Source organism: Catellatospora sp. NPDC049133 (genome assembly GCF_040648455.1).
Classification (GTDB): Bacteria; Actinomycetota; Actinomycetes; order Mycobacteriales; family Micromonosporaceae; genus Catellatospora; species Catellatospora aurea.
In genome coordinates this window covers 65,887-91,528 of record NZ_JBEZDT010000041.1, presented here as the reverse complement: position 1 = coordinate 91,528, position 25,642 = coordinate 65,887, and the positions used below count along the sequence as shown (strand labels likewise).

At 68.6% G+C, this 25,642-nt stretch carries 21 protein-coding genes; 14 read left to right on the top strand and 7 right to left on the bottom strand.

From position 1 onward, the window contains the following. From AB0B35_RS34900 to AB0B35_RS34875, 6 genes are all read left to right on the top strand, one after another. Positions 1 to 165, top strand: a 165-nt coding sequence (locus tag AB0B35_RS34900; protein ID WP_361053988.1) for a Rieske 2Fe-2S domain-containing protein, incomplete at its 5' end; no start/stop codon positions are given. Positions 166 to 489: 324 nt separating this feature from the next. Further along, positions 490 to 3,414: an AAA family ATPase gene (locus AB0B35_RS34895; protein WP_361053979.1), complete on the top strand. Its 2,925-nt coding sequence runs from the start codon at positions 490 to 492 to the stop codon at positions 3,412 to 3,414. Positions 3,415 to 3,501: 87 nt separating this feature from the next. Beyond that, positions 3,502 to 4,191: an alpha/beta hydrolase gene (locus AB0B35_RS34890; RefSeq protein ID WP_360533973.1), complete on the top strand. Its 690-nt coding sequence runs from the start codon at positions 3,502 to 3,504 to the stop codon at positions 4,189 to 4,191. Beyond that, positions 4,188 to 6,425, top strand: a complete 2,238-nt coding sequence (locus tag AB0B35_RS34885) for a helix-turn-helix domain-containing protein (RefSeq protein ID WP_361053976.1) — start codon at positions 4,188 to 4,190, stop codon at positions 6,423 to 6,425. The genes AB0B35_RS34890 and AB0B35_RS34885 overlap by 4 nt, the downstream gene beginning before the upstream one ends. Before the next feature lie 103 nt (positions 6,426 to 6,528). Continuing rightward, positions 6,529 to 7,224, top strand: coding sequence for an alpha/beta hydrolase (locus tag AB0B35_RS34880; RefSeq protein WP_361053973.1), 696 nt, complete (start codon positions 6,529 to 6,531; stop codon positions 7,222 to 7,224). Positions 7,225 to 7,250: 26 nt separating this feature from the next. Then, on the top strand, positions 7,251 to 8,087 hold the full coding sequence (locus AB0B35_RS34875; RefSeq protein ID WP_361053971.1) for an alpha/beta hydrolase: 837 nt from the start codon (positions 7,251 to 7,253) through the stop codon (positions 8,085 to 8,087). Positions 8,088 to 8,722: 635 nt separating this feature from the next. Here the strand turns inward: AB0B35_RS34875 and AB0B35_RS34870 are convergent. Next, on the bottom strand, positions 8,723 to 9,646 hold the full coding sequence (locus AB0B35_RS34870; RefSeq protein WP_361053968.1) for an MBL fold metallo-hydrolase: 924 nt from the start codon (positions 9,644 to 9,646) through the stop codon (positions 8,723 to 8,725). A gap of 70 nt (positions 9,647 to 9,716) precedes the next feature. Here AB0B35_RS34870 and AB0B35_RS34865 point away from each other — a divergent pair, with 70 nt between their 5' ends. From AB0B35_RS34865 to AB0B35_RS34855, 3 genes are all read left to right on the top strand, one after another. Then, positions 9,717 to 10,397 carry a TetR/AcrR family transcriptional regulator gene (locus AB0B35_RS34865; RefSeq protein ID WP_361053965.1) on the top strand — a complete coding sequence of 227 codons (681 nt, stop codon included), beginning with the start codon at positions 9,717 to 9,719 and terminating at the stop codon, positions 10,395 to 10,397. 69 nt (positions 10,398 to 10,466) lie between these two features. Beyond that, positions 10,467 to 10,937, top strand: a complete 471-nt coding sequence (locus AB0B35_RS34860; RefSeq protein ID WP_361053962.1) for a MarR family winged helix-turn-helix transcriptional regulator — start codon at positions 10,467 to 10,469, stop codon at positions 10,935 to 10,937. A gap of 197 nt (positions 10,938 to 11,134) precedes the next feature. Next, the gene (locus AB0B35_RS34855; protein WP_360533946.1) at positions 11,135 to 11,758 is read left to right on the top strand and encodes a flavodoxin family protein; all 624 of its coding nucleotides are present in this window, start codon (positions 11,135 to 11,137) and stop codon (positions 11,756 to 11,758) included. Between the two features lie 81 nt (positions 11,759 to 11,839). On the opposite strand, the gene AB0B35_RS34850 is transcribed toward AB0B35_RS34855, so the two are convergent. The 3 genes from AB0B35_RS34850 to AB0B35_RS34840 all read right to left on the bottom strand — a co-directional run bounded on the left by AB0B35_RS34850 (position 11,840) and on the right by AB0B35_RS34840 (position 14,153). Next, positions 11,840 to 12,367: a MarR family winged helix-turn-helix transcriptional regulator gene (locus tag AB0B35_RS34850; RefSeq protein WP_361053959.1), complete on the bottom strand. Its 528-nt coding sequence runs from the start codon at positions 12,365 to 12,367 to the stop codon at positions 11,840 to 11,842. 172 nt (positions 12,368 to 12,539) lie between these two features. Next, a complete protein-coding gene (locus AB0B35_RS34845; RefSeq protein ID WP_361053956.1) occupies positions 12,540 to 13,289 on the bottom strand; it encodes a glucose 1-dehydrogenase in 750 nt (249 codons plus the stop codon). A 33-nt stretch (positions 13,290 to 13,322) separates the two neighbouring features. Next, complete coding sequence (locus tag AB0B35_RS34840; RefSeq protein ID WP_360533937.1) at positions 13,323 to 14,153, bottom strand: oxidoreductase; 831 nt, start codon at positions 14,151 to 14,153, stop codon at positions 13,323 to 13,325. A 391-nt stretch (positions 14,154 to 14,544) separates the two neighbouring features. Between AB0B35_RS34840 and AB0B35_RS34835 the strand changes: the two genes are divergently transcribed. Beyond that, positions 14,545 to 15,975, top strand: coding sequence for an MFS transporter (locus tag AB0B35_RS34835; protein WP_361053953.1), 1,431 nt, complete (start codon positions 14,545 to 14,547; stop codon positions 15,973 to 15,975). A 132-nt stretch (positions 15,976 to 16,107) separates the two neighbouring features. Continuing rightward, the gene (locus tag AB0B35_RS34830; RefSeq protein WP_360533931.1) at positions 16,108 to 16,632 is read left to right on the top strand and encodes a nuclear transport factor 2 family protein; all 525 of its coding nucleotides are present in this window, start codon (positions 16,108 to 16,110) and stop codon (positions 16,630 to 16,632) included. Positions 16,633 to 16,739: 107 nt separating this feature from the next. On the opposite strand, the gene AB0B35_RS34825 is transcribed toward AB0B35_RS34830, so the two are convergent. From AB0B35_RS34825 to AB0B35_RS34815, 3 genes are all read right to left on the bottom strand, one after another. Continuing rightward, positions 16,740 to 17,297: a BBE domain-containing protein gene (locus tag AB0B35_RS34825; protein ID WP_361053950.1), complete on the bottom strand. Its 558-nt coding sequence runs from the start codon at positions 17,295 to 17,297 to the stop codon at positions 16,740 to 16,742. Then, positions 17,278 to 18,399, bottom strand: coding sequence for an NAD(P)-dependent alcohol dehydrogenase (locus AB0B35_RS34820; protein WP_361053947.1), 1,122 nt, complete (start codon positions 18,397 to 18,399; stop codon positions 17,278 to 17,280). The genes AB0B35_RS34825 and AB0B35_RS34820 overlap by 20 nt, the downstream gene beginning before the upstream one ends. Positions 18,400 to 18,584: 185 nt before the next feature. Then, entirely contained in the window at positions 18,585 to 20,864 is a 2,280-nt protein-coding gene (locus tag AB0B35_RS34815; RefSeq protein ID WP_361053944.1) for an LLM class flavin-dependent oxidoreductase, read from the bottom strand. A 387-nt stretch (positions 20,865 to 21,251) separates the two neighbouring features. Here AB0B35_RS34815 and AB0B35_RS34810 point away from each other — a divergent pair, with 387 nt between their 5' ends. The 3 genes from AB0B35_RS34810 to AB0B35_RS34800 all read left to right on the top strand — a co-directional run bounded on the left by AB0B35_RS34810 (position 21,252) and on the right by AB0B35_RS34800 (position 25,479). Further along, the gene (locus AB0B35_RS34810; protein WP_360533919.1) at positions 21,252 to 22,316 is read left to right on the top strand and encodes an MBL fold metallo-hydrolase; all 1,065 of its coding nucleotides are present in this window, start codon (positions 21,252 to 21,254) and stop codon (positions 22,314 to 22,316) included. Between the two features lie 205 nt (positions 22,317 to 22,521). Next, on the top strand, positions 22,522 to 23,883 hold the full coding sequence (locus AB0B35_RS34805; protein WP_361053941.1) for an MFS transporter: 1,362 nt from the start codon (positions 22,522 to 22,524) through the stop codon (positions 23,881 to 23,883). Positions 23,884 to 24,060: 177 nt separating this feature from the next. Next, positions 24,061 to 25,479 carry an aldehyde dehydrogenase family protein gene (locus tag AB0B35_RS34800; RefSeq protein ID WP_361053939.1) on the top strand — a complete coding sequence of 473 codons (1,419 nt, stop codon included), beginning with the start codon at positions 24,061 to 24,063 and terminating at the stop codon, positions 25,477 to 25,479. Positions 25,480 to 25,642: the final 163 nt, after the last annotated feature.

Below are 25,642 nucleotides of genomic sequence, written 5' to 3'. Positions count from 1 at the left end.
CACCTGAAGGCCGATCTGACCCGCTTCGGCATCGTCGAGGGCGACCAGCTCACCTGCCAGCTGCACGGCTGGAAGTGGAACCTGGCCACCGGCCGCTGCCAGAACGCCACAGCCAGCCACAACGTACGAGCTCAACGCGACAGCCAGCGGGCTGCCAACCGGTAACTCACCCCACACCCGAGCACCACCACGGGTCGACCGACACCGGCACCATGGAGAGTCCTGGCTGAGGCCCGGAACGTGTGGCGAACCCGACGAGGCTGACGTCCACCGGCGCGTGTGCGGCGACTTTGGCCGCTGCGGGGGCTGGTTGCCCAGTGCCCAGGCACCGCCGGCGGCCAGCACGGCCGCTGCTGCGTCGGCGTTTTGCGACCCGTGCCAGCCCTCGGCACACCCTCGGGTGAAGCACGGGGGGCCACCCGTGGGTGCGTGCCTCCAAGAGCCATAAAAGGGTCTGAAGCGCCCATCAGGGCAGATTCCCTCGCGTTGATGATCCTTCCAACGGCTACGCTGCCAGGAGAAGCCGCAGTACCAGCCGAGTGCGATCCTCAGGGGCCGCGACAGGTCGCCCGATCGGTCAGGCAGCGCGGACTTTCGGCAGCGGCTGCGTCAGGAGCGGAGATGAGCGAACCCCACGGCCGCGTTGCCTGGGCGCGGCACGACCCGTCGCTTATCGGCCGCGACGACGACATCGCCTTCGTACGGTCTTTCGTCGAGGGCACCACCACCAGCGGCGCAGCGTTGGTCATCCTCGGCGACGCCGGGATAGGCAAATCGGTGCTGGTCGCCGACGCCGCAAATCATGCCGCGGCCCTGGGGACGCAGGTCATCTGGGCCGTCGGAGTCGAACACGACGCGAACGTCAGCTTCACCGGCTTGGCCCAGGTGGTGTCACCGCTGCTGGCCGACCTCGACCGCCTCGAACCCGCACACCGGGCCGCGTTGCGCGGCGCGCTCGGCCTCGACGCCTCCATCAACGCCAATCGGCTGGCGATCTCGAACGCCGCCCTGCAGCTGCTCATCCGAGCGGCCACTGCGCGTCCGCTCTTGCTGATCGTCGACGACATGCCATGGCTGGATCCGATCAGCGCACAGATCCTCGCGTTCTGCGCCCGGCGGGTCGCCGGGCACCGCATCGGCGTACTCGCCACTGCCCGGACCGGAGAACCGACGGCGTTCGACACCAGCGGGCTGTCCACCTACGAGCTCGCGCCGCTGTCCGACGAAGCTTCCCAGCGCCTGCTCGACAGCCGCTACCCGGCGCTGGCGGCCCGGCCCCGGCAACGGCTGCTTGCCGAGGCTCAGGGCAATCCGCTGGCGCTGCTGGAGCTGCCCATAGCCTTATCCACGCAAGGTCCAGGCCCGCTGACGGCCGTCCTGCCGATCACCGGTCGGCTGCAACAGGTCTTCGCCGCCCGCATCGGTGACCTTCCGAAAGCGACACGCCAAGCCCTCCTGTTGGCGGTACTCGACGGCACCGGCGACCTCAGTGTCATCGCCGAGCCGCGCAGAGCCGCTGCTGACCTGGCCCCGGCCGTGAACATGCGGCTGGTGTCCGTGGACGTCGCCGCAGCCAAGCTGAGCTTCCGCCACACCCTGATTCGGTCTGTGATCATCGGATGCACCACCGGCGAACAGCTACGAGAAGCCCACCGCAGGCTTGCCGAACATCATCGCCGCGACGTCCACCGGCGGGCATGGCATCTGGCCGAGGCCAGCACCGGCCCGGACGAGGCGACTGCCGCGCTGCTGGAGCACGTTGCCCACATCAACCTGTTTCGCGGTGACTCCGTTGTCGCGATCACCGAACTCCTGCGCGCCGCTGATCTGAGCCCCGACGGCGGTGCCCGAAGCGCCCGGTTGGCCGAAGCCGCCTACTTCGGTGCCGTCGTCACCGGAGACCTACGCGAAGTGCCGGCCCTTCTCGATGCCGCCCGCCGTGCCGACCCCGAACACCACGGGTCGCTAGCCGGCGCGGTCGCCGGCGCCTACCACCTGCTCAACGAGGCTGGTGATGTCGACTCCGCCTACCGGCTACTGGCCGCCGCGATCGACGCACTGCCGCAACCGCGCGACGCCCACGACAAGACCCTGATCGAGGCGCTGTACACGCTGCTGATGGTCTGCTTCTTCGCCGGTCGGGCCGAGTTCTGGGCGACCTTTCATGCCACGGTGGACCGGCTGGAGCCCCGCGCGCCGCAGTTGATTTCCGTCCTGGCCGCCACCTTCGGCGACCCCGCGCACAGGGCGCTGCCGATTCTGGACACCCTCGACACCGCGATCGCGGCGCTGCGCCGGGAGAACAGCCCCGCGCGCATCGTCCGAACCGCGATCGCCGCCAGTTATCTCGACCGGATCGGCGAGTGCCGCGAGCCGCTGTGGCGGGCGGTGCGGCACGGCCGTGAGGGCGGAGCGGTGACCTCTGCGATCGAGGCTCTGTCACTGCTGGCCAACGACGCCTATTTCACCGGCCGCTGGGACGACCTGGCCGCGCTCACGGCCGAGGCGATCGACCTGTGCCAGAGCCACGACTACACGCTGCTGCGCTGGCCGAGCCTGTTCCTGCAAGCGCTGGTCGCCGCGGCGCGCGGCGACGACGACACCGCCCACGAACTCACCCAGCAGCTGACCCGCTGGGCAGGTCCCCGCCGGGCAGGCGCCATCATGTCGTACGCATGGCACATCCGTGCTCTCGCTGCGCTGTCAAAGGCCGACTTCGAAGAGGCGTACCGGTGCGCGAGCACGGTCAGCCCCGTCGGCAGCCTGGCACCGCACGCACCGAACGCACTGTGGCTGATCATGGAGGTGGTCGAGGCGGCCGCCCGCACCGGCCGGGCAGATGACGCCCGCGCCCACGTCGCCGCCGCCGAACGATCACACGTGGCGGAGCTGTCGCCCCGCCTGGCACTCACCGCGGCCGGCGCCCGTGCCATGGCAGCCGATGACGCCTCCTTCGCACCGCTTTTCGACCTGGCGCTGGCGTCGCCCGGTGCCGACCGGTGGCCGTTCGACCTGGCCCGCATCCATTTGGCCTACGGCGAACGGTTACGCCGCACCCGGTCGCCGGCCGCGGCCCGTCCTCAGCTGCAGGCGGCCGCGGATCTGTTCGACCAACTGCAGGCCCGGCCCTGGGCGCACCGGGCCGTCAACGAACTGCGCGCGACCGGACTGCATCGCGACAGTCCTGCCGGTGGTGAGCAGGTGGCGGTGCTGACCGCCCAGCAGTTGCAGATCGCCCGGCTGGCCGCGACGGGGCTGACCAACAAGCAGATCGCCGAACGGCTGTTCCTGTCGGCCCGCACTGTGGGCTACCACCTGCACCAGATCTTCCCGAAGCTCGGCGTGACCTCCCGCGCGGGGCTGCACGAGGCGCTCGGCCGCCTTCCCGGCGAAGACGGCGACCTTACGGACTGACCGGTCATTTGACAGACGCGGCAGGCCACCGCATGTCCATAACGTCGGCTTTAGGTTCCATCAACCGGTGAACACCTGGAGAAGACGATGACCAACATCAACAACGTCGTGCTGGTGCACGGCGGTTTCGTCGACGGCTCCGGCTGGCAGAAGGTCTACCAGCTGCTGCGCCGTGACGGCTTCAACGTCAGCATCGTGCAGAACCCGACCTTGTCGCTGGCCGGTGATGCTGAGGCGACCCGGCGGGTCCTGCAGCGCCAGAACGGCCCGACCGTACTCGTCGGCCACTCCTACGGTGGCGCGGTCATCAGCGAAGCCGGCAATCACCCGGCGGTGGCCGCACTGGCCTACGTCGCGGCGTTCGCACCCGACAAGGGCGAGTCGGTCAACACCCTGATCGCCGACCCGCCGCCTGGCGCGCCGGTGCCGCCGATCCTGCCGCCGCAGGACGGGTTCCTGCTCCTCGACCGGGACAAGTTCCACGCCTCGTTCGCCGCGGACGTGCCGCTGGACGAGGCACAGTTCCTGGCCGACTCGCAGGTGCCATGGGGTGTCGACGCGCTGTCCGGGGCCGTCTCGGATGCGGCGTGGCGGTACAAGCCCAGCTGGTACCTCGTGGCCGCCGATGACCGGATGATCCCGCCACCGGCTCAGCGGGCCATGGCCGAGCGCGCCGGATCGACCGTCGCCGAGACACCCGGCAGCCATGCCGTGTACGTGTCACAACCCCAAGCCGTCGCCGACCTGATCCGCCAGGCTGCGGCCGGTGCCCGGTGAGCAGCACGTTCGCAGCAGAGTTGCGCACCGCCCGCCACGACGCCGGCCTGACGCTGGAGGAGCTGTCCGAGGCCTCCGGCGTCAGCGTGCGGGCACTCAGCGACATGGAACGCGGCCGGGCCCTCGGCCCGCAACGCCGGACGGTGGCGCAGATCGCCGACGCGCTCAAACTCGACGACCAGCCCCGCGAGCGGCTCCTGGCCCTGGCGAAGGCAGGCCGGACCCGCTCGGCCTACCTCAGCGCCGCGCCTGGCTCCTGTGAACTGCCCGGCCCGCTCGGCGACTTCACCGGCCGGGCCGCCGAACTGGCCTGGCTCCTGCACCGCGTCCAGGACCGGGCCCGCGCCGACGACCAGGCAGGCACCGCGGTGATCTCCGGCGGTGCCGGCCTGGGCAAGACGACGTTGGCGGTACGCGCCGCGCACCACGTACGGGACCGCTTCCCCGGCGGCGTGCACTTCATCGAAGCGCACGGCATGACCCGGCGCCCGTCACCCAGCGACGAGATGCTGGCCCGTCTCCTGCGAGCGCTGGGAGTACGCGACCCGCACCTTCCACAAGACCCGGCCGAACGAGCCGCCCGCTACCGGCAACTGCTGCGTGAACGACGCGTCCTGGTGATCGTCGACGACGCGGCGACCGAAGCACAGGTCCGGCCGCTGCAGCCGGGAGCCGGCAGCAGCCGTCTCATCGTCACCAGCCGCCGCGTGCTGGCAGGGCTGGTAGGCGTACAGCGGCTGCAGCTGACGCCGATGCCGACCGCCGATGCACAGGACCTGATGACGCGCATACTCGCCGACGGCGCGTCTGCGCCTCGCCACGAGGACATGGACGGTCTGGTGAAACTGTTGGGCGGGCTGCCGCTGGCGCTGCGCATCGCCGGCAACCGGCTGCTGTCCCGGCCGCAGTGGAGCGTGGCCGACCTGGTGCTGCGGCTGGCGGCCGCCGAGCGGCGCCTCGACCAGCTCAGCGCCGGTGACCTGCAAGTCGCCGCCGCGTTCGGGGTGTCGTACGAGCAGCTACCCGAGCCGACCCGGAGGCTGTTCCGGCAGATCGCGCTGGTGCCCGGCGCGGACTTCAACGCGGCGCTGGCTTCGGAGATCGTGCAGATGTCTGCGACGACCGCCGAGGAGCATCTCGACGATCTAGTGGATCTCGGTCTGCTGGAGACGGCGCCGAATGGACGCTACCGTTTCCACGACCTGGTGCGTCTCTACGCCCACCGGCGCGCCGAACACGAAGACACCGCAGCCGAGGTGACCTCCGCCCGCCGGCGGATGATCACCTGGCTGCTGGATACCCTGACCGCCGCAGGACGGTGGTTCGAACCCGGCGGCGACCGCACCACGTTCGCCACCACCGACGACGCCGACAGCTGGATCCGGGCCGAAGCCGAGCACTGGTTCCCGGCCCTGGGCGCCGCCGCGGTCGACGGCGACCACGCTGCGGTGACGCAGGCAGTCGGCGCGATGCACTGGTTCTCCGACCGGTGGGTGCACTGGCACCGATGGCGCGACGTGTTCGCCCTCGGCTACGACTCGGCCGTCCACCTGGGCGACATCCGGCTGCAGGCCGAGTTCCTCAACTATGTGGCCTGGACCCATACGCTGCCGTGGCGCGACGCGCGGCCTGCGCTCGACCTCACCGCGCGCGCACTCGCCCTCGCCGACGCGGCCGGCGACGTGCTGCAACAGGCGTGGGCGCTGCACTACACCGCCGTCGCCCAACGCAGACTGGGCGATCTGTCAGCGGCCCAGGACGCCGCACGCACGGCGGCTGACCTGTTCCAGCAGGCCGGCGACATCGACGCCACCTGCCAGGCCTGGATCCTGCGTGGCTACATCGCGGTGGCGCTCGGCGACACCGACGAAGCACTCGTCTGCTACCAGCAGTCACTGCGGCTGGCCGAGGACCCGTCTGCCGGCATGACCCCCACGATCGCCGAAGGCACTCTGCCGGTCGTGCTGTCGCGCATCGCCCAGGCGCTGGGCGCCGCAGGCCGCGCCGACGAAGGCATACCCCTGATGTTGCGCGCGGTCGACCTGCTCAAAGGCACCGACAACCGGCTGCTGCAGGCCACCATGCTCTGGATGTTGGCCGAGCTTTACGACGCCTCCCACGCCGATCAAGCACGACAGGTTCTGCTGAATGCCGCCGAGCTCTTCGAGTCGATCGGCGAACACCAGCAGGCGGCCACCTGCCGCAGCAGAGCCGCGATGGCCGGGCAGACGTAGTTCTGCATGTTGTCCTGCCTGGTCCGGGGCTTGCGGAACCGGTTGCATGGGTTGCGAAGCGGCGGGCGGTCCGCCCGCCGCACAGCGATTCGGGAGCAACCCCATGAGCAAACCCATCCGCAACGTCGTGCTGGTGCACGGCGGTTTCGTCGACGGTTCCGGCTGGCAGGCCGTGCACCGGCTGCTGACCGCCGACGGATACCACGTCAAGATCGTGCAGAACCCGACACTGTCGCTGGAAGGCGACGTCGCCGCCACCCGGTTCATCCTCGACGACCTCGACGGTCCGGCCATCCTCGTCGGGCACTCCTACGGCGGCGCCGTCATCAGCGAAGCCGGCACCCACGAAGCCGTCGCGGGCCTGGTCTACATCGCGGCGTTCGCACCGGACAAGGGAGAGTCGGTCAACACGCTGATCGCCGACCCGCCGCCCGGCGCGCCCGTCCCGCCGATCCTGCCGCCCCGCGACGGGTTCCTGTTCCTTGACCGGGACAGGTTCCACGCCTCGTTCGCCGGCGACCTGTCTGCCCAGGACGCGGCGTTCCTGGCCGACTCGCAGGTCCCCTGGGGCGTCGGCTGCCTGGCCGGCGCCGTCACCGAGCCGGCATGGCGGCACAAGCCCGCCTGGTACCTGGTCGCCACCGACGACCGCATGATCCCGCCGGGCGCGCAGCGGGCCATGGCCGCCCGCGCCGGCGCGATCACCGCCGAGGCGACCGGCAGCCACGCCGTGTACGCCTCCCAGCCGACCGCCGTCGCCGACCTCATCCGCCAGGCCGCAGCCTCCGCGGCCAACTGATACCCACCACGAGTAGGAGCACAACAATGTCCCACCAGATCTCCCGGCGGACCCTCGTCACCGGCGCAGGCGCCGGCCTCGCGCTCACCGCAACGGCGCTCGCCACCGGCCCGGCCGTGTTCGCCGAGACCACCGGCACCACCGGGTCGGCCAAGCCGACCATCGTGCTCGTGCACGGCGGCTACGCCGACTCGTCCTGCTGGAACGCGACCATCCAGCAGTTGCAGGGCAAGGGCTACAGCACCGTCTGCGCGGCGAACCCCCTGCGGGGAATCCCCACCGACGCGCCGTACGTCGCGAGCCTGCTGGACTCGATCAGCGGTCCGGTCGTGCTGGTCGCGCACTCCATGGGCGGAACGGTCATCACCAACGCCGCCGCCGGGAAGTCCAACGTCAAGGCGCTGGTCTACATCGCGGCGTTCGTGCCCGAGGTCGGCGAGACGCAGGGCGAACTCATCACCAAGTTCCCCGGCAGCGAGGTCGCGCCGGTGAGCGTGGGCGTGCCGTACACCAAGGCCGACGGCACCACCGGAATCGACCTGTACCTGGGCAAGGACGGCCAGGCGGCCTTCGCCGCCGACATCTCCACCAGCGCCTTCCGGACCTTGCAGGCCACGCAGCGGCCGTTCGACGCCGACTCCTTCATCTTCCCGACCACCGCCACGGCCTGGAAGACGATCCCGACATGGGCGCTGGTCGCCGGCCAGGACAAGGCGATCCCGCCTGCCACCCAACGCTGGATGTACAGCCGCGCCAACGCCCGCAAGGTCGTCGAAGTGCCGAATTCGTCGCACGTCGTGATGCTCAGCAACCCCAGGGTCGTGGCTGAACTCATCACCGACGCAGCCAGGGCGGTCTGCTGAGGCTCGCCGCGCAGGCCCCGGTCCACCACCGTGGACCGGGGCCATGTCATTGAAAACACCCTTCTCCGGCGGCGCCAGCCAGGTACGACGCCGCAGCAGCTCCGAAGGCTGGGTTTCGGCTCCGACGCCCAGCATGACCGCGTCGTGGCGTGGCGGCGGACCGTATTCACCAATTGGCAGGGTCACGGCGTATACGGGTTGGGTGAAGGCGTTTATGAGCGCTGTACTTGAGCGCATACTCATGTCAGCTGTCCGGCAAAGTCCATGGCATCGATCAGGCCAAACGTATCCGGCGCGTGCGTGGCCATCGACGTTCGGTTGAGAACACGGCGAGCAGCACGACGGGTAAGACGGCGCGCGGTGGCCGGGGTTCTCGGTGAGTAGGCATGGAGCTTGTCTTTCTGTACGGGAGCTACGCAGGCGGCGCGATCGAAGGCCGGGTGCCGCGACGCGCGTCGAACGGGCCGTTCGCGGTTGGGGACCGTGCTGCGGCGAGGGGCTGCCTCATCCGTGCGTCGCAGGCGAGGGGTCGCGGCTCGCGCCTGTCCGGCGGAAGGCGTGAGCCGCGTCGTCGCCTGTGTGCACCGCCGACGCGCCGGTGGTGGCACGACGGCGGTGCTGCGTGGGGCGGAAGGTCAGACGATGTACCAGGGTCCGCCGACGCCGCGGCGCTGGTAGCCGTGGTGGGTGCGCTCGGTGCGGGTCGACTCCATGACGGTGAAGGCGTGGTACTTGGTGAATGGAGTGGCGCCGGCCAGCCGTTCGGGCCAGGTCTGGCCGTTGGAGGTGGTCTTGCTCAGCGTCTTGTCGACGATGTAGTTGACCATCGAGTTCATGAAGTTCTCCGCGCCCACAAGGCGGTGCTCTTTGCCCATGCCGTGGTGGAAGCCTTCCAGGACGTCCTTGGAGGCCATCTCCTTGAGCGCCTCGTCGGCGTGGTCGCGCACGTCGTGCCAGTACTCCCGGACGATCTCGACGTCTTCGCGGGTGCCCCAGCGGGTGATGTGGCCGCCGATGAGGGCTTTGAAGTCGTAGGACAGGATGTCGTCGTGGGCCTGGTAGAACCCGCTGATGTTTTCAGAGAAGTCGCAGTGCATGAACGCCACCGAGCCAGGGCTCACGATGTCGATCTTCGTGAGCGCCTTTTGGGTGGGTGCCCAGATGTAGACGTTGCCGGGGCAGTGGTCGGCGCCCTTGTAGGACAGTTCCAGCTTGGTCCCGCCGACCTCGAGCGTGGCCTCGGTGTCGAACGTCTCGGTCGGCAGCGGGCGGTACTTGTCCGGGAAGCGGGCCAGCAGGTCGCGGGTGATGTCGTGGGCGATGATCTTCACCTTCGGGCCGAACATGGACGCCGCGCCGATGTGGTCGGAGTGCCAGTGGCTGTAGACCAGGTGGGTGACCGGTGCGTCGGTGACCGACTCGATCGCGGCGAAGATGAGATCGCGGCGTTCTGAGCCAGTCGGGCGATCGAAGGCCCGATCGGCTGAGCCGCCGGATAAACCACGGCGAACGGACCCTCGAAACAAATGGAGGACCCCCTCACGTTCCGAACGTAGCACAACATGAGGACTCCCTCAGCTTTTGTGGGATGCTTCATGAGGGTGCCCTCACCTTTGGTAAGGTCAGCCCATGCCGCCCGGATCCGTGTCGCCGAACCGTTCAACACGACCCCTGCGGCGAGACGCCCAACGCAACCGAGACGCGCTGCTCGCAGCCGCCTCCGACGCGTTTGCACGGGAGGGCCTCAACGCGTCGCTGGAGGGCATCGCACGCCAGGCCGGTGTCGCGATCGGCACGCTGTACCGGCATTTCCCGACTCGCCCGGACCTGGTCCAGGAAGCTTTCGAGGGCAAGCTGCAGACCTGGCTGGCCGCGGCCGAGGCGAGCGCCTGCGCGCCGGATCCGTGGGAGGGTTTCTGCGGTTATCTCGAAACGCTGTGCGATCTGCAGGCCGATGACAGCGGGATGAACGACCTGGCGTCGATGCACGTTCCGCTGCCGGACTTCGTCAGCGGCCGGCTGACCCGGATCCGCGAGCTCACCCAGACCATCGTCGACCGCGCCCACCAGCAGGGCACCCTGCGCGCCGACGTGACGCGCCAGGACCTGGCCTTCGTCATCTGGGCACACAGCCGGATCGCGGCGGCCACCCGCGACGTGGCTCCCGATGTGTGGCGCCGCCACCTGCACCTCATGCTCGACGCCTTCCGGGCCGGCAATGCCCATCCGCTGCCTGTTCCCCCGATGAGCCAGGACCAGGTGGACCGGGCCATGACCAACCTCGGCAGCACCAGTGCGCCCACCGAGTGAGGTGGTGCCACAACCGCGGCCCACACACCGACGCGCAAGGTGATACATCACCAGAGTAGGGTCGTCACAGTGAGCAAACCCGAGTACTTGAACGACCGCGAGCGACGAGCCTGGTACGGATTCCTGACCATGCAGGAGGACATCCGCCGGCACATGAACCGCCAGCTGCTCGCCACGACCGGCCTGTCGCTGGCCGACTACGCCGTGCTGAGCGCGCTGTCGGAGGCGCCCGCGGGTTCTTTGCGGATCTTCGAACTTCGTGAGCGCCTGCGGTGGGAGAAGACGCGGCTCACGCACCAGGTGTCGCGCATGGTCACCCGCGGCCTGCTCGAGCGGCAGAGCTGCGCAGAGGACACCCGTGGCAATAACGTGGTCCTCACCGCTGCGGGGCGCTCCGCCATCGAAGAGGCCGCGCCGCTGCATGTCAGGTACGTGCGCCAGGTCTTTCTCGATGCGCTCAGCCCGCGCCAGCTCGACGCCATCGCCACGGCGTCTGAGGCCGTTCTCGAGGCGCTGCAGGACGAGCCGTTCGAAGACTGACGACACGGTCGGCGCGCTGACCGATGACGACCACTCGCCTGGCTCGTCGAACGCAGCAGATGGGTGATGTGTCACCGGCCACTTGAGGGTGATAGGTCACCCTTGACGCGCCTAAGCTTGCCGGGTGCCGATCTTCCGGCACGTACAGGTTGCCGCCGCACAGTTCGCGGCGGCTGCACAGAACGAAGGAAGAGCACATGTCCCACCCCGTCAATCTCGCCGTCATCTACTACTCCGCGACCGGTGCCGGCACCGAGATCGTCAACGAGATGAGCAAGGCCGCGCAGAACGCCGGCGCGCAGGTCCGGGTCCGCAAGGTCGCCGAGCTGGCACCGCAGTCCGCGATCGATTCGAACCCGCTTTGGGCCTCCCACCACGCCGCGACCGCCGGTGTGCCGACCCCGAGCTTCGACGACATCGAGTGGGCTGACGCGATCATCTTCGGCTCGCCCACCAGGTTCGGCAACATCGCCTCGCAGCTCAAGCAGTTCTTCGACACGCTGGCACCGCTGTGGATGCAGAACAAGCTGGCCGACAAGGTCTACAGCGGCTTCACCTCCGCCTCGACCCGCCACGGCGGGCACGAGTCGACGCTGCTGGCCATGTACAACACGATTTACCACTTCGGTGGCATCATCGTGCCGCCGGGCTACACCGACCCGGTCAAGCTCGTCGACGGCAATCCCTACGGCACGACCCAGCATGTCGAGTACGGCAACGAAGCGGCGTCGGTTGGCACGGACGCCCGCAACTCCGCGCGGCACCAGGCTGAGCGCGTGGTCAAGATCGCGCGCGCGTTGAAGCGGGGCTTGGCCGCCTGACCCGCTGATCGCACCTCGTCGCCGTCTCGCGGACGGTGGCTCATGGATGTCGCCCCGGCCGTCGGCCGGGGCGACATCGCGTCATGCGGCAGGTCGGGCGGATCTGAACTCGGCGGCACGCGGAAGGTGTGCCGGTTGTGGATCCGTCGACAGTTCGCCATGCAGCACCTGGACGACAGCCGCCGAGGCGGCAGCCAGCGCATCGAGCTGGTGTCCGCCGATCACGTCGAGAAAGATCCGGCGCACGTATCGAAGGTGCAGCGGGGTCGCCTCGCGTACGGCCGTCAGGCCCTGCTGTGTGAGTCCGATGTGGTTGCCCCGGATGTCGTCGGCGCAGCTGCGCCGTTCGAGCAGCCCGCGGGCGGCCATGCGCGAAACCTGGTGGGTGAGGCGGGTCTTCTCCCAGCGCAGTTGTTCCCTGAGCGCGAACACGCGCAATGAGCCGTCCGATGTCTGGGCCAGGGTGCTCAGCACGGCGTAGTCGGCAAGCGACAGGCCGGTGGCGGTGAGCAGTTGCCGGTTCATGTGCCGGCGGATGTCCTCTTGCATGGACAGGAAGCCGTACCAGGCGCGCTGCTCACGGTCGTTCATATGCTTGAGCTCGGCCATGGTCACGACGTTACCTTCGTGGCCGTCCATCGCTGGTCGTCGTTGGCGCTGCGCGAGCAGAGCCACAGCCCCAGCCGCAGCGGGCGGGCGGGGCGGCGCGGTGGCCGCCGCACAGATGCACGACGCAGGGTGCCGGCCGGCAGCCTTACCCCTCGGCTGCCGGCCGCGCCGGCTACTGCGGCAGGCCGCTGTAGTCGGCTTGTCCTGCCAGTTGGCCGCCGTCGACGGCGAGCTCGCTGCCGGTGATGAATCTGGCGTCGTCGCCGGCGAGGAACAGCACGGCCTCGGCGATGTCGGCCGGCTGGCCGACGCGGCCCAGGGCGATGCTGTCGGTGTCGAAGACGACGCCTCGGGTCATCGGGGTCTCGGTCTGTCCGGGATGTACCGCGTTGACGCGGATCCCGTGGGCGCCCAGTTCCAGGGCGGCGGTCTTGGTCAGGCCGCGCACGCCCCACTTGGACACGACGTAGCCGGACATCCTCGGCACGCCGTGGAATCCGCCGACCGAGCCGACGTTGACGATCGAGCCGCCGCCGGCGCGTCTCATCGCCGGTATGACGGCCTGGATGCCGTTGAACACGCCGATCAGGTTGACGTCCAGGGTGCGCTGCAGCCGGGCGGTGTCCCATTCCTCCAGCGGTGCCGGATCGGCGATCCCGGCGTTGTTGACCAGGATGTCGATGGCGCCGAAGCGCCGTTCACTGCGGTTGACGACGTCGGCCCACTGCTGCGGTGAGCGGACGTCCAGCAGTTCTGCCACGGCCCATGCGCCGAGTTCGGCTGCCAGGACTTGCGCTGCCGAGCTGTCCACGTCTGCGATGACCACCTTCGCGCCTTCAGCGACCAGGCGTCGCACGATGGCCGCGCCCATGCCCATGGCGCCGCCGGTGACGATGGCTGTCTTTCCCTCTACTCGCCCCATGGCGAGCCCCTTTCTGCGCGGTGTCCGGTGGGTTCAGTCGTTGAAATCGGTGCCGCGGCTGACGGACTCCCAGGTGACCCGCTCGTCCTGGGTGCGTTTGGCGGCGGCGTTGAGGTCGTCCAGGGACTTGTTTCCCAGCGCCAGTCGAAGCGGGGTGTCGTCGGCCTCCAGCGCTGTCAGGATCGCTGCGGCGATCTTGGCGGGGTCGCCTGGCTGTCGGCCGGTGACCTCTTCGACGTGGGCGCGCAGTGCGCGCACCGTGGGGTCGTAGTCGGCGATGTGCGCCGACTCGGTGATGGCGGCGCCGGCGAAGTTGGTGCGCATCGCGCCGGGCTGGGCGATGAGGACCTTGATGCCCAGTGGGGCGACCTCCTGCGCCAGTGCCACGGACAGTCCTTCGAGGGCGTACTTGCCCGCTGAGTACGCCGACATGCCCGGCACCGAGGTCTGCCCGGCAAGGCTGCTGATCTGCACGATGGCGCCGCTGCGCCGGCGGCGCATGTGCGGCAGGACCGCCTTGGTGAGCGCCACCGGACCGAACAGGTGCAGTTCCATCAGCGGGCGCAGTTCGGCGTCGGTGGTCTCCTCGACCGCGCCGATGTGGCCTCTGCCCGCGCTGTTGACCAGCACGTCGATGCGCCCGTACCGGGCGATCACTTCGTCCACGACCGTGCCGACGCGGGCCGGGTCGGTCACGTCCAGCGACAGCGCCTGCGCTCGATCCGGGTACGCGGCGACGACCTCCTCGGCCCCGTCGGTGCGGCGGTCGGTCAGCACCACCGTGTCACCCGCGCCCAGTGCAGCCCGGGCGATCTCCCGCCCCAGCCCGGACCCAGCGCCGGTGATCAACCAGATTCGTCCCATGATGCCTTGCCTTTCTCGCATGCCTTGACCCGGATTTCGGGTGTGGGGCCAGCGTAGGGCGGTCGAGGGTGATACGTCACCCCTTCGTGGTGGGTGACACATCACCTTGGGCATCGCTGTCGACGCGAGCATCGGCTGCTAAATCCACGAACACCGCGCCGCACACTCATCTCTCTCGTCCGAGAGAACTTGCCCAGATAGGTGATGAGTCACCTTAGGGCATGCGACGCGAGCCACATCGTGTTGCAGAACAAATATTTGTTGACCAAACTTTGGGTCATACAACTGACCCTCTTGGCCGCGCACCGCCCCCTGCGGTGTTTGTGCCGGCGCAGTGGTTCGAACTCCGAACCGGACTGCGTCACCTTCCTCAATCACTGGTAGGCCTCACATGCCGACTCGTCTGGCACCTCGCACCACCAACCCGACGGCCATCCTGGCGGTCCTGCTGCTCGCCGTCCTGACGTTCACCATGTCTCAAGGACTGATCGGCCCGGTACTGCCCACGCTCCGGCAGGACGTGGACACCACCCCAACGATGATCACCTGGGTGATGACGGCTTTCCTGTTGTCGGCGTCGGTGTTCACTCCCATCGCCGGTCGCCTCGGCGACCGCTACGGCAAGGACCGTGCCGTAATCGCCTCGCTGATCGCGCTGGCCGTGGGCTCGGGGGTCTGCGCGGTGGCTACGGACGTAGAAGTCATGATCCTCGGCCGTATCATCCAGGGCATCTGTGGCGCAGTCCTGCCGCTGACCTACGGTGTCCTGCGTGACGCGTTCTCACCACGGCAGCTGCCCGGTGCCGTCAGCCTCGCCGCGGCCGTCGGCGGGGTAGGCGGCGGGGTCGGCGTCGTACTGGCCGGGCCGCTGTCCGTAGCCTTCGGCGTCCGGTCATTGTTCTGGATCCCCGCCCTGCTGGCCGCCGCAACCGCCGCACTCGCCGGCGTTGTCGTCCCACGGTCACCGGCCCGCGACTCCCGACCCGTCAGCTGGCTCACGACCGCACTGCTCGCGGCCTGGCTGATCGCGCTCCTCGTCCCGCTGACCCAGGCCTCCCGGTGGGGCTGGTCCTCCCCCGCTGTGATCACGCCCCTCGTCGCCGCGACGGCACTGGCCTGTGCATGGGTAGCGGCCGAGTCACGCTCGGCGCGGCCACTTGTCGACATGCGCATGATGCGCATTCCCGCGGTCTGGACCACCAACCTCGTCTCGCTGCTGTTCGGCTTCGGCCTGTTCGCCGTCACCGCCTTCCTGCCCACGTTCGTGCAGACACCGACAGCGGCCGGCTACGGTTTCGGTGCCGGCGTCACGCAGGCAGGACTCATGCTGCTGCCGATGAGCGTCACGACCCTGCTGGCCGGGCTCGCCTCCACGCAGCTGACCCGGTATCTCGGCTCCCGGACCACGCTCATGGGCGCCTGCACGCTGTATGTGGCTGCCTGCGTGCTGCTGGCCTTCGGCCACGAACACCGCTGGCAGATCTACCTGGCGGTCACGCTGCTGGGAGTCGCGCTGGGCGCCGGGTTCTCGACCATGTCCAACGTCATCGTCGCCACGGTCCGCCCCGACCAGACCGGCGTGGCCAACGGCATCACCGCCAACTTCGCCACCATCGGCGGGTCCATCGGCATCGCGCTGATGGCAGCGGTCGTCAGCGCCCAGCAGGCCGCCGACGGCACGTCCGCCGAGGCCGGCTACACCTACGGATTCGCCATGCTGGCCGTCGCCGGGCTCGCCGCGTTCGCGGTGACCACCGCGATGCCGCGTCGGCCGCAGGCTGCCAACGCCCCGCAGGCCCAGCACGCGGCCATCGGGGCCTGACCGCAACGCTGCTTGCAGCGGACCAGGAGAACCGACTCCGAGCCGAAGGGCCTGGATTTAGAATCTCCTGGTGCGAAGAGCCGATGCGACGCTCCGGCACGGCGAGCCGACCCACGGTGTCAGGGGCCAGCCATGAAACCTCACCACCACCTGGGCAGTGCGATCGTCTTCTCGATGGTGGTCATCGCGGGCCCGGCGGCAGCCAGCGCGGCGCCGCCGTCCCAGACAGCGCGGGCCGCCTGCGTCGAGACGGACCGCGCCGCGGTCGCGGCTGCTTTCGACGCCTGGCAGCGCGGGACCGCGCCGATCACCGACGTTTTCGCGCCGGAGATGACCTGGCGGATCGAGGGACAGACGCTGGTGTCGCAGGAGTTCGGCAGCCGGCAGGAGTTCATCGACAAGGTGCTCGCCCCGTTCGGTGCGCGCATGAGCACCACCGAACCGTTCCGGCCGGTCCGAGTCCAGGCAGTGATCTGCGACGGCAACGACGTGGTCGTGCTCTGGGACGGGCGCGGCACGGCCAACGACGGCAAGCCATACGAGAACACCTACGCGTGGTTCCTGAAGATGAAGGACGGCAAGGTCGTCGACGGCACCGCGATGTTCGACAGCATCGCGTTCAACGACCTGTGGAACCGGGTGCAGCCCCGCGAGTAGTGATGCCCGAATGGCCGCTGTCTGGGCTCCGACTCCACGAGGTCTGAGCCCAGACATCGGCCTGTTTGCCAGCGCCGGGCGCCGCTGTGTCCTGGCTGGGCGCGGCGTCAGACGGGGGCGATGTTGTGGTTGAGCCGGAAGAGGTTCTGAGGGTCGTACGTCTTCTTGAGTTCGACCAGCCGCCGGAAGGTCTCCGGGCGGTACCCGGCCGGTACGGCATCGGCGTCGGCCGCGCTGAAGAAGTTCACGAAGCGCCGGCCACTGCTCCATGGCTGCAGCGCCGAGATCAGGCCGTCGAGGTGACGGCCGAACATCTCGGCCTGGTCGGGGCTGCCGAAGGCGACTCCGTAGAGCAGGTACGCCGAGCCGCGGGTGTCGAACGCGTTTCCCGACTCGGGCCGACGGTCCAGGGCTCCCCCGAGGTGCCGGATCTCCAGCAGCACCATTGGGCTGTCGGTGTCCGGGCCCGCGAGCCCGACAACCGCGTCGACCGACTCGGGTGTGATCTCCCGCAGCAGCGTCGACCGGTCGTAAACGGAACCACCGGATGCGGGTGGCGGCTCCAGGCCGGTGCGGTCAGACCCCTCGCCGGCCGCACAGGCCTGCGGCTCTGACCAGGCAGGTTGATGGGATGCGTTGGTCGGGTCAGGCTGCTTGCTGCGCATGGTTCGAGATCCGCAGGACGGGCTTGATGACCTCACCGCGCGCAGCCGCGGCGAAGGCCTCGTCGATGTCGTCGAAGTCGTAGAAGCGGACCAGTCGCTCGATGGGGAGGCGGCCCGCACGGTAGTGCTCGATGAGCCGGGGGATGAACTGATGCGGCAGCGCGTCGCCCTGGACGATGCCGCGCACCGACTTTCCCAGCGCGAGCGGCGCGGCGGGGATCATGGCGTCGCGCCCTCCCGCGACGAGTCCGGCCTGGCCCATCGGCCGTAGGGCGGCGACCGTGTTGGCGATCATGTCGGCGCGGCCGGTGGTGTCCAGGATGTAGGCGACGCCTGCCACGGTGATTTCCTGGATGGCCTTGGTCACGTCGAGGCCGCCGGCGTTGAGGGTGTGGGTGGCGCCGAGTTCGGCTGCCAGGGCAAGCCGCTGGTCGTTGACGTCGACCGCGATGATCGTCGCCGCTGCGGCGAGGTTGGCGGCCATCACAGCGCCGAGTCCGACGGCTCCGACACCGAGGATCGCGATGGTCTCGCCGGCAGGCATGGCGAAGGAGTTGAGCACGGCTCCGGCACCGGTCTGCAGGCCGCAGCCGAGCGGGCCGAGCAGTTCCAGCGGCAGGTCCTTGTCGACCTTGACGGTGTTGCGCTCGGTGGTCAGCGCGTATGTGGCGAATGAGGACTGGCCGAAGAAGTGGCCGAAGACCTTTTCGCTGTCGGTGCCTTCGGGGCGGTGCAGCCCCACGGTGCCATCGAGCCGGGTGCCGGCGAAGTTGGCCTGCCAGGCCTGGTCGCAGTACGACGGGTGCCCGGTACTGCACCGGTCGCAGCTCCCGCATGACTGGTATGACAGCACCACGTGGTCGCCGGGCCGTAGGTCGGCGACAGCCGGACCGACCCGCTCGACGACCCCGGCTCCTTCGTGTCCCAGCACAATCGGCTGCGGTGAGGGGATGTGTCCGTTGCGTACGTGCGCGTCAGTCTGGCAGATCCCGGTGGCGACGATCCGGACGAGCACTTCGTCGTCGCGGGGTTCATCGATGTCGAAATCGGTGAAGGTGAACGGCTTGTCGGGTCCCTGGGCTACAGCGGCTCGTGTGCGCATGGCGGCCCTTTCTTTCTGGTGATTTCTGGTGGGGTGAGGTCGGCGTGCGGTGTGCCTCAGATCAGCGCGGTGTCGTTCGGTTGACAATGGATTTGCGATCTCGCTCGGCGGACCAGTTCGTTGCCGTGCATAAAATGCTTAAAATGTTCTGCTCGACAACTAATGTGTGCGACAGCATGCCTTGGTCAGATAGCTGTGTTTCCCTCAGCGGGCGGGATCGGGAAGTTGCGGTTGAAGACGTTGTCCGGGTCGTACTTGGCCTTGATGGCGCGCAGACGGCTCAGCGTGGGCTCCGGGAACGCGTCATGTAGCAGCCGTGCGTCGGTGCGCGTCTCGAAACTGAGGTACATGCCGTCCAGGTGCAAGGACAGGTCCTCCCAGTGCTTGTCGAGTTGCGCCACGTTCGCGGGTCCTGTCGCGGCGAGCACGGAGAAGTTCTGGGTGCGGTGCGCATAAGCGGTGGCGTCGCCGGCGATGTCGTTGACGGCGCCGCCGACGGTGCGGATCTGCATCACCGATACGTCGCCGGAGTGCATCATCGCGTGCATGCTGGCGGCAGCCTCGGCGGTGATGTGATGGAGCAGGCCGCTGCGTGTGTCCTCCAGCCCCTGCCCGTGATGGCGGTTGTGGGGCGGGGCGACCAGCGCGGCATAGGGCGCGAGGTGAGCCTGCTGGTCGATGATCCGGCCGATGTCCAGGAACGGCGTCAGCGCGGCCTGCGCCGCCTCGACGTCGTCGCCGGCATACACCAGCGTGATGCGGGCCATCGGACCGCGTGGACTCGCGAAGACCGACATGAAGCTGGTCAACTCGCGTGGGGCCGCCTCCACTGTGCTGCCCCAGCGCTGCAGCATCGCGGACATGTCCTTCGCATCGACGGCGAGTTGGGCGTAGACGACGTCGCCGAGTTCGTAGGCCTGCAGTTCCAGGGCCGTGACGACGCCGAAGTTGCCGCCCGCGCCGCGGATCGCCCAGAACAGGTCCGGGTGTTGGGTCGCGTCGGTGCGCAGGATGGCTCCGTCGGCGGTCACGATCTCGGCCGCCACGACGTGGTCGATGGTCAGTCCGTACTTGCGGGCGAGGTAGCCGACGCCGGCGGTGGTGCCCAGCCCGCCGACGCCGACATCGCCATAGTCGCCGGAGCTCATCGCCAGCCCGTGCGGCGCCAGCGCGACGGCGACCTCGCCCCAGCGCGCGCCCGGTTCCAGGCGGATGAGCTTGCGGGGGCGGTCGAGCACCTGTACCCGGTTCATGCGGGACAGGTCGATGATGACGCCGCCGTCGTTGGTGGACCGGCCGCTGACGCCGTGCCCGCCACTGCGCACCGACAGCGTCACGCCCTGCCCGCGCACGTAGCGGACGGCTTCGGCGACCTCGGCGGCCGTACCCGGTCGCAGTACGAGCGCGGGTGAGCCGCGGCGGATGTAGCTGTGCCGTACCCGCTCGTAGTCCTTGTCGCCGGGCTCGACGGCGTGGGCGGCCAGCGCCGCCGGCAGGGCCTCGTAGTCGAGTCCGGGCAGCCGTCCGGCCAGCACGATCGCCGACCGGGCCGGGCCGGTGGGGGTGCCGGCCGATCTGCGCTCGGCTGCCACGGCCTCGCGCAGCGCCGGGGCGACTTCGTGGCCGAAGGCCTGGATCAGGCGGGGGTCGTCGCGGCCGACGATGAAGGTGCTGAAGCCTTCGTCGAGCACCATGGGCAGCAACTGCTCGACCCACTGGGCGGCGGGTCCCTGCAGGAAGCCGCGACTGGCGGCGGAGATGTCGACCTGGAACAGGTTGAGCAGCCGCCGGATCTGGCCCGGGTTGCGCCCGGCCTTGTCCGCGCCCTCGTCGATGAGCCGGTTCGCGGTGACTCGGTCGGGTTCGTTGAGGTATTCGAGAGTCGGCAGCCAGCCGTCAGCCACGGCGCCGGTCAGTTCGAGCATGCGGGGTTTGTAGGCGCCGAGCCAGATGCCGATGTCGTGGGCGGGTGCGGGGCCGCGCCGCATTCCCGGGACCTGATAGTGCTTGCCGTCGTATCGCAGGGGTGCGCGGGTTGCGGTGTCCCAGGCCTGGCGGAGGATGTCGATGGCCTCCCGCAGCGCGACGACCGCTTGGCCTGGGGTGAGCCGGCGGCCGGCCATGCCCTCGATGCCGTCCCACATCGCGCCGGCGCCTAGGCCGAGTTCGAACCTGCCCTGAGAGAGCAGGTCGAGGCTGGCCGTCGCGCGGGCTAGTACCGCAGGCGGGCGCAGCGGCAGGTTCAAGACGTTGGCCGACACCCGCAGTCGCTGCGTACGGGCGGCGACCCAGCTCAGCAGTGTCCAGGTGTCGAGGAAGCCCGGGTTATAGGGGTGGTCCTGGAATGTCGCCAGGTCGAGGCCGGCCGCTTCGGTCAGCTCCGCCAGCGCGACGACCCGGTCCGGGTCGTCGGCGCCAGGCGTGATGAATGCACCGAAGAGCAGTTCATGTCCGTAATCGGGCATCGCCCGTCTCCTCATGTCAGTTGCCTGCGATCGAACAAGGCTAACGATCAAAATATCTTGCCACCAACTCGTATGCTGTACAACTTAATCGCCGACACCGCGTGAGACTCTCGGGCCCGCCTGGGTGGTCCACGCAGGCCGCGTGGCCATGCCACGTTTTCGCAGCTAGAGTGGTCGGACATGCTGTCCGACATAGTGTCCATGGTAGATCTGCTCGGAGTGGCAGCAAACCCCGCGCCCCCAGATGTGCCGTGTTCCACAATCGGTTGTGGTTCATAACGTTTGCTGCCTAGTTTGATTGTTGACCAAATTATTTGTGGGGACGCATATATGCGGGCTGGGCCCGGTCCGCGTGACGCGCACTCCACCACGCCGGAAGAAGGCACGATGGCAAGCAAGTACGGCGACTTCTACCCGAGCAAGTGGGGCTTCCAGAAGGCCGTGACGGAGGGCAACGCTCCGTCGCCGAAGCAGTTCATGCCCGAGTACCTCGACGACCCGTCGTTCTACGCCAAGGGCTACCACGCCGAGAACGTCGGCGACGGCGGCAACTTCTACTGGGTCACCAGTCCCGCCGGCTACGACGCGGGATTCGTGGTCACCGGTGACGGCGTGATCGTCATCGACGCCCCTCCCGGGCTCGGCGAGAACCTGCAGTCGGCGATCCGGTCAGTGACCAGGGAGCCGGTGACGCACCTGGTGTACAGCCACTGGCATTCCGATCACATCGGTGCGGCGTCGCAGTTCGGGCCCGACGTTAAGATCGTCGCGCATGACATCACCCGCGAGCTGCTGACCCGGTTCCCGGACAAGTACCGCCCCCTGCCGACCGAGACGTTCAGCACCGACGCCACGCTCGACGTGGGCGGCACCAAGCTGGAGCTGTCCTACAAGGGTGCCGACCACTGCCCGGGCAACATCTACATCTACGGCCCGGCGCAGAAGGTCCTCACGAAGATCGACATCGTGAGCCCGGGTTCGGTGGCGTTCGCGCATTGCGACGTGTCGGAGAACATCAGCGGGTACTACCAGGCCCACGACGACATCCTGGCCTACGACTTCAAGGCGCTGATCGGCGGTCACATCTCCCGCTGGGGCACCCGCCAGGACGTGGAGATCGTCCGGGAGTACTGGCACGACGTGCTCAACTACTCCCAGGAGGCGCTGTGGGAAATGAGCAACGCCGACGCCCTGCAGGGCTTCGTCGTCGGGCTCGGCCGGGAGAACCAGATGGTCGGCGCCGAGAACTGGCTCAACTCGATGGCCAACTACGTCACCGAGAAGACGCTCACCAAGACCACGTCCAACGGCCAGACCTGGCCTGAGCGGCTGGCCGGCGCAACGGTGTGGACCAAGTACCACGCCTGGACCGTCGTGGAGACCACCCGCACCGAGCGCACTCACCACGGCTACCAGACCGAGGGCAGCGGCGGCCCGGCCTACATCGCCTGAGCCCGCCGGCCCACTACGCCCATAGCGCACGAGCGCACAACCCTTGGATGACCGCGGCTCGTGCCCGCCGCAACGCGGGCACGAGCCGCTGCATTCTTCCGCCCCGGGCTGGTCCTGCATACGCGCGGCCCGGTCCTTCGACTGCACAACCTGGTAGGCCCCTATGGCTTCACATCTGGCAACCCGTCCCCCGAACCCACGAGCCGTGCTGTCGGTCGTCATGCTGGCCGCTTTTGCGTTCGCACTGTTCCAGTCGCTGCTCAACCCGGTCCTGCCTGCACTGCAGGAGAACCTGCAGACGACGCCGACCCTGGTCGCGTGGACCATGACCGCGTTCCTGCTGTCGGCCTCTGTCGCCACCCCCGTACTCGGTCGCCTCGGCGACCGCCACGGCAAGGACCGCGTCCTGGTCGCCTCGCTGCTCGCCCTGGCCGTGGGTTCGGTGATCTCCGCTCTGGCGCCCGGCATCGGCCTGATGATCGTCGGCCGTGTCGTGCAGGGCGTCGGCGGTGGCGTGCTGCCCTTGGTGTTCGGCATCATCCGCGACGAGATCGCGCCGTCGAAGGTGCCAGCCGCAATCGGCACTGCCTCGGCGCTGACCGCCGTGGGCGGCGGGGCCGGCATCGTGCTGGCCGGGCCGCTGACCGAACTGTTCGGTATCCGGTCGCTGTTCTGGATCCCCGCGGCACTGGCACTGGCCACCGCTGCCGCGGCGGTCACGGCCGTGCCGCCGTCGCGATCACGCAATCCCGTTCCGGTCAGCTGGTCGGCCACCCTCCTGCTCGCGACATGGCTGGTCGCCCTGCTCGTGCCGCTGTCCCAGGCGAGCAGGTGGGGTTGGACCTCCGCGGCAGTGCTGGTCCCGCTTACGGCCGCGGCCCTGCTGGCCTGCATATGGGTCCGGCTGGAGAGCCGCTCGGCCCGACCGCTGGTCGACATGACGATGATGCGGGACACCGCCGTCTGGACTACCAACATCGTCTCGCTGCTGTTCGGAATCGGACTGTTCGCCGTCATGACTTTCCTGCCCGTATTTCTGCAGACCCCGCCCAGTGCCGGCTACGGCTTCGGCGTCTCCGTGACGCAGGCGGGTCTGCTTCTGGCGCCGATGACCATCACCATGTTCGGTGCCGGGCTGGTCGCATCGCCTCTGGAACACCGGCTCGGGGCCCGGGCCGTACTGGTCGCGGCGTCAGCGATCAACGTCGCCGCGATGGCGATGCTCGCGTTCGGGCACGACAGCCGATGGCAGGTACTGGCGTCGCTGGTGCTGCTCGGCATCGCGATCGGCATCGGATTCTCGACCATGTCGAACGTCATCGTGGCCGCGGTCCGGCCCGAGCAGACCGGTGTCGCCAACGGCGTGACCGCGAACCTGCGCACCGTCGGCGGCTCGCTGGGCGTCGCGGCGATGACAGCGATCCTCGGCTCCCACAGCGCGGCCGACGGCCTGCCTGCCGAATCGGGATACACCTACAGTTTCGCCGCGCTGGCACTGGCAGGCGTCGCTGCCATCGTCGTCGCGGTCCGGCTACCAGCCCGATCGGCCCAACACCGAGAGCGCTGAGAATCTCCCGCCCGGCACAAATTGTGTTGATCACAACATGTGTTGAACTGCAACTCATATTTGATACAGACTTATTGTGAGGCAACGGGATTGCCTGTGACGGCACCACCCAATGCATCAGACCGCCACCTCAACTACGCAGTGACGGCCACGAACGAACGAAACGGAGCACCAAACGTGCGCACCATCGACAAGATCTACATTGACGGAAAGTTCGTCACACCCCACGGAACCGAGGTGACGCCCCTGCACAACCCCACTACCGAGCAGGTCATCGGTCAGGTACGCCTGGGCGACGAGACCGACGCCCGGGCAGCGGTCGCCGCGGCCAAGCGCGCCTTCCCCTCCTTCGCCAAGACCACCCGGCAGGAACGCCAGGCCATCCTGCGCCGAGTGAGCGCCGCGCTCACCGATCACCTGGACGAGCTGAGAAAAGCCATGATCGAGGAGTACGGCGCGACCTGGAATCTCGTCGAGGCCGGCATGCCCCGAGCTGCGGAGATGTTCGACGAAGCCGCAGACGTTCTCGACACGTTCGAGTTCAGCAAGTCTGACGGCAAGACCACCGTGACCCTGGAACCGGTCGGCGTGACCGCGGCGATCACCCCGTGGAACTACAGCATCGTGTTCGTGGCACAGAAGGTTGCCAGCGCTCTCGCCGCCGGTTGCACCGTCGTCGTCAAACCCAGCGAGCTCAGCGCCATCCAGACCCAGGTCATGACCGAGTGCTTCGACGCCGCCGGCATCCCGCCCGGCGTGGTCAACATCGTCACCGGGCGCGGCGACGTCGTCGGTGAGGTCCTGACCACCCACCCCGACGTCGCGAAGGTCGGATTCACCGGCTCCACGGCAGTGGGGCAGCACATCATGCGCAACGCCGCCGCGACCATGAAACGCCTGACGCTCGAACTCGGCGGCAAGAGCCCCAGTATCGTGCTCGACGACGCCGACATCCCCGCCGCGATCGCCGCCGCGCTGACCGTCGGATTCATGAACAATGGCCAGGCCTGCTTCGCCGGCACCCGCATCCTCGCCCCGCACAGCAGGCACGACGAGGTGGTCGAAGCGATCAAGACCACCGTGGCCACGCTGCAGGTAGGCGACCCCTCCGATGCGTCCACCGCTATCGGCCCCTTGGTCAACCAGAAGCAGTTCGACCGCGTGCAGAGCTACATCCGCCTCGGTCAGGAGGAAGGCGCGACCCTGCTCACCGGCGGCGAGGGCCGACCCGACGACCTGACAGCGGGATGGTTCGTCAAGCCCACCGTCTTCACCGGCGTCACCAACCAGATGCGCATCGCCCGCGAGGAGATCTTCGGACCCGTCCTGGTCGTCATCGGATACCACGACGAGCAGGAGGCCATCAGCATCGCCAACGACACCCCATACGGTCTGCAAGCCTATGTCTTCTCCACCGACCACGATCGTGCCCAGCGGGTGGCCCGGCAGATCGAAGCAGGCACCGTTCTGATCAATCGCGTGTTCGGCGACAACGCCGCCCCCTTCGGCGGTGTCAAACAGTCCGGCATCGGCCGCGAGCACGGTGCTTACGGACTCGCGGGCTACCTCGAGCCACGCGCCGTCACCACCGCCTGACCGCCGGGCCACCTCCAAGGGTGCTTCGGGGCACCGGTTCCAGCGGCGGCGGCCGCACGCGGCTGCCCGCTGGACTCTGACAACGTCGCTTCCGAAGGCGACACAAAGCGGGTCCGCTGTCGTGGCATGAAGCCCGACAGCGGACCCCGCAGGCCGCATCAGC

What these genes read in the sequence shown, in the direction of transcription:
- AB0B35_RS34895 (WP_361053979.1), top strand. Translation starts at nt 490, where the DNA reads ATGATCCTTCCAACGGCTACGCTGCCAGGAGAAGCCGCAGTACCAGCC.
- AB0B35_RS34890 (WP_360533973.1), top strand. Translation starts at nt 3,502, where the DNA reads ATGACCAACATCAACAACGTCGTGCTGGTGCACGGCGGTTTCGTCGAC.
- AB0B35_RS34880 (WP_361053973.1), top strand. Translation starts at nt 6,529, where the DNA reads ATGAGCAAACCCATCCGCAACGTCGTGCTGGTGCACGGCGGTTTCGTC.
- AB0B35_RS34875 (WP_361053971.1), top strand. Translation starts at nt 7,251, where the DNA reads ATGTCCCACCAGATCTCCCGGCGGACCCTCGTCACCGGCGCAGGCGCC.
- AB0B35_RS34865 (WP_361053965.1), top strand. Translation starts at nt 9,717, where the DNA reads ATGCCGCCCGGATCCGTGTCGCCGAACCGTTCAACACGACCCCTGCGG.
- AB0B35_RS34855 (WP_360533946.1), top strand. Translation starts at nt 11,135, where the DNA reads ATGTCCCACCCCGTCAATCTCGCCGTCATCTACTACTCCGCGACCGGT.
- AB0B35_RS34850 (WP_361053959.1), bottom strand. Translation starts at nt 12,367, where the DNA reads ATGGCCGAGCTCAAGCATATGAACGACCGTGAGCAGCGCGCCTGGTAC.
- AB0B35_RS34845 (WP_361053956.1), bottom strand. Translation starts at nt 13,289, where the DNA reads ATGGGGCGAGTAGAGGGAAAGACAGCCATCGTCACCGGCGGCGCCATG.
- AB0B35_RS34840 (WP_360533937.1), bottom strand. Translation starts at nt 14,153, where the DNA reads ATGGGACGAATCTGGTTGATCACCGGCGCTGGGTCCGGGCTGGGGCGG.
- AB0B35_RS34835 (WP_361053953.1), top strand. Translation starts at nt 14,545, where the DNA reads ATGCCGACTCGTCTGGCACCTCGCACCACCAACCCGACGGCCATCCTG.
- AB0B35_RS34830 (WP_360533931.1), top strand. Translation starts at nt 16,108, where the DNA reads ATGAAACCTCACCACCACCTGGGCAGTGCGATCGTCTTCTCGATGGTG.
- AB0B35_RS34825 (WP_361053950.1), bottom strand. Translation starts at nt 17,297, where the DNA reads ATGCGCAGCAAGCAGCCTGACCCGACCAACGCATCCCATCAACCTGCC.
- AB0B35_RS34820 (WP_361053947.1), bottom strand. Translation starts at nt 18,399, where the DNA reads ATGCGCACACGAGCCGCTGTAGCCCAGGGACCCGACAAGCCGTTCACC.
- AB0B35_RS34815 (WP_361053944.1), bottom strand. Translation starts at nt 20,864, where the DNA reads ATGCCCGATTACGGACATGAACTGCTCTTCGGTGCATTCATCACGCCT.
- AB0B35_RS34810 (WP_360533919.1), top strand. Translation starts at nt 21,252, where the DNA reads ATGGCAAGCAAGTACGGCGACTTCTACCCGAGCAAGTGGGGCTTCCAG.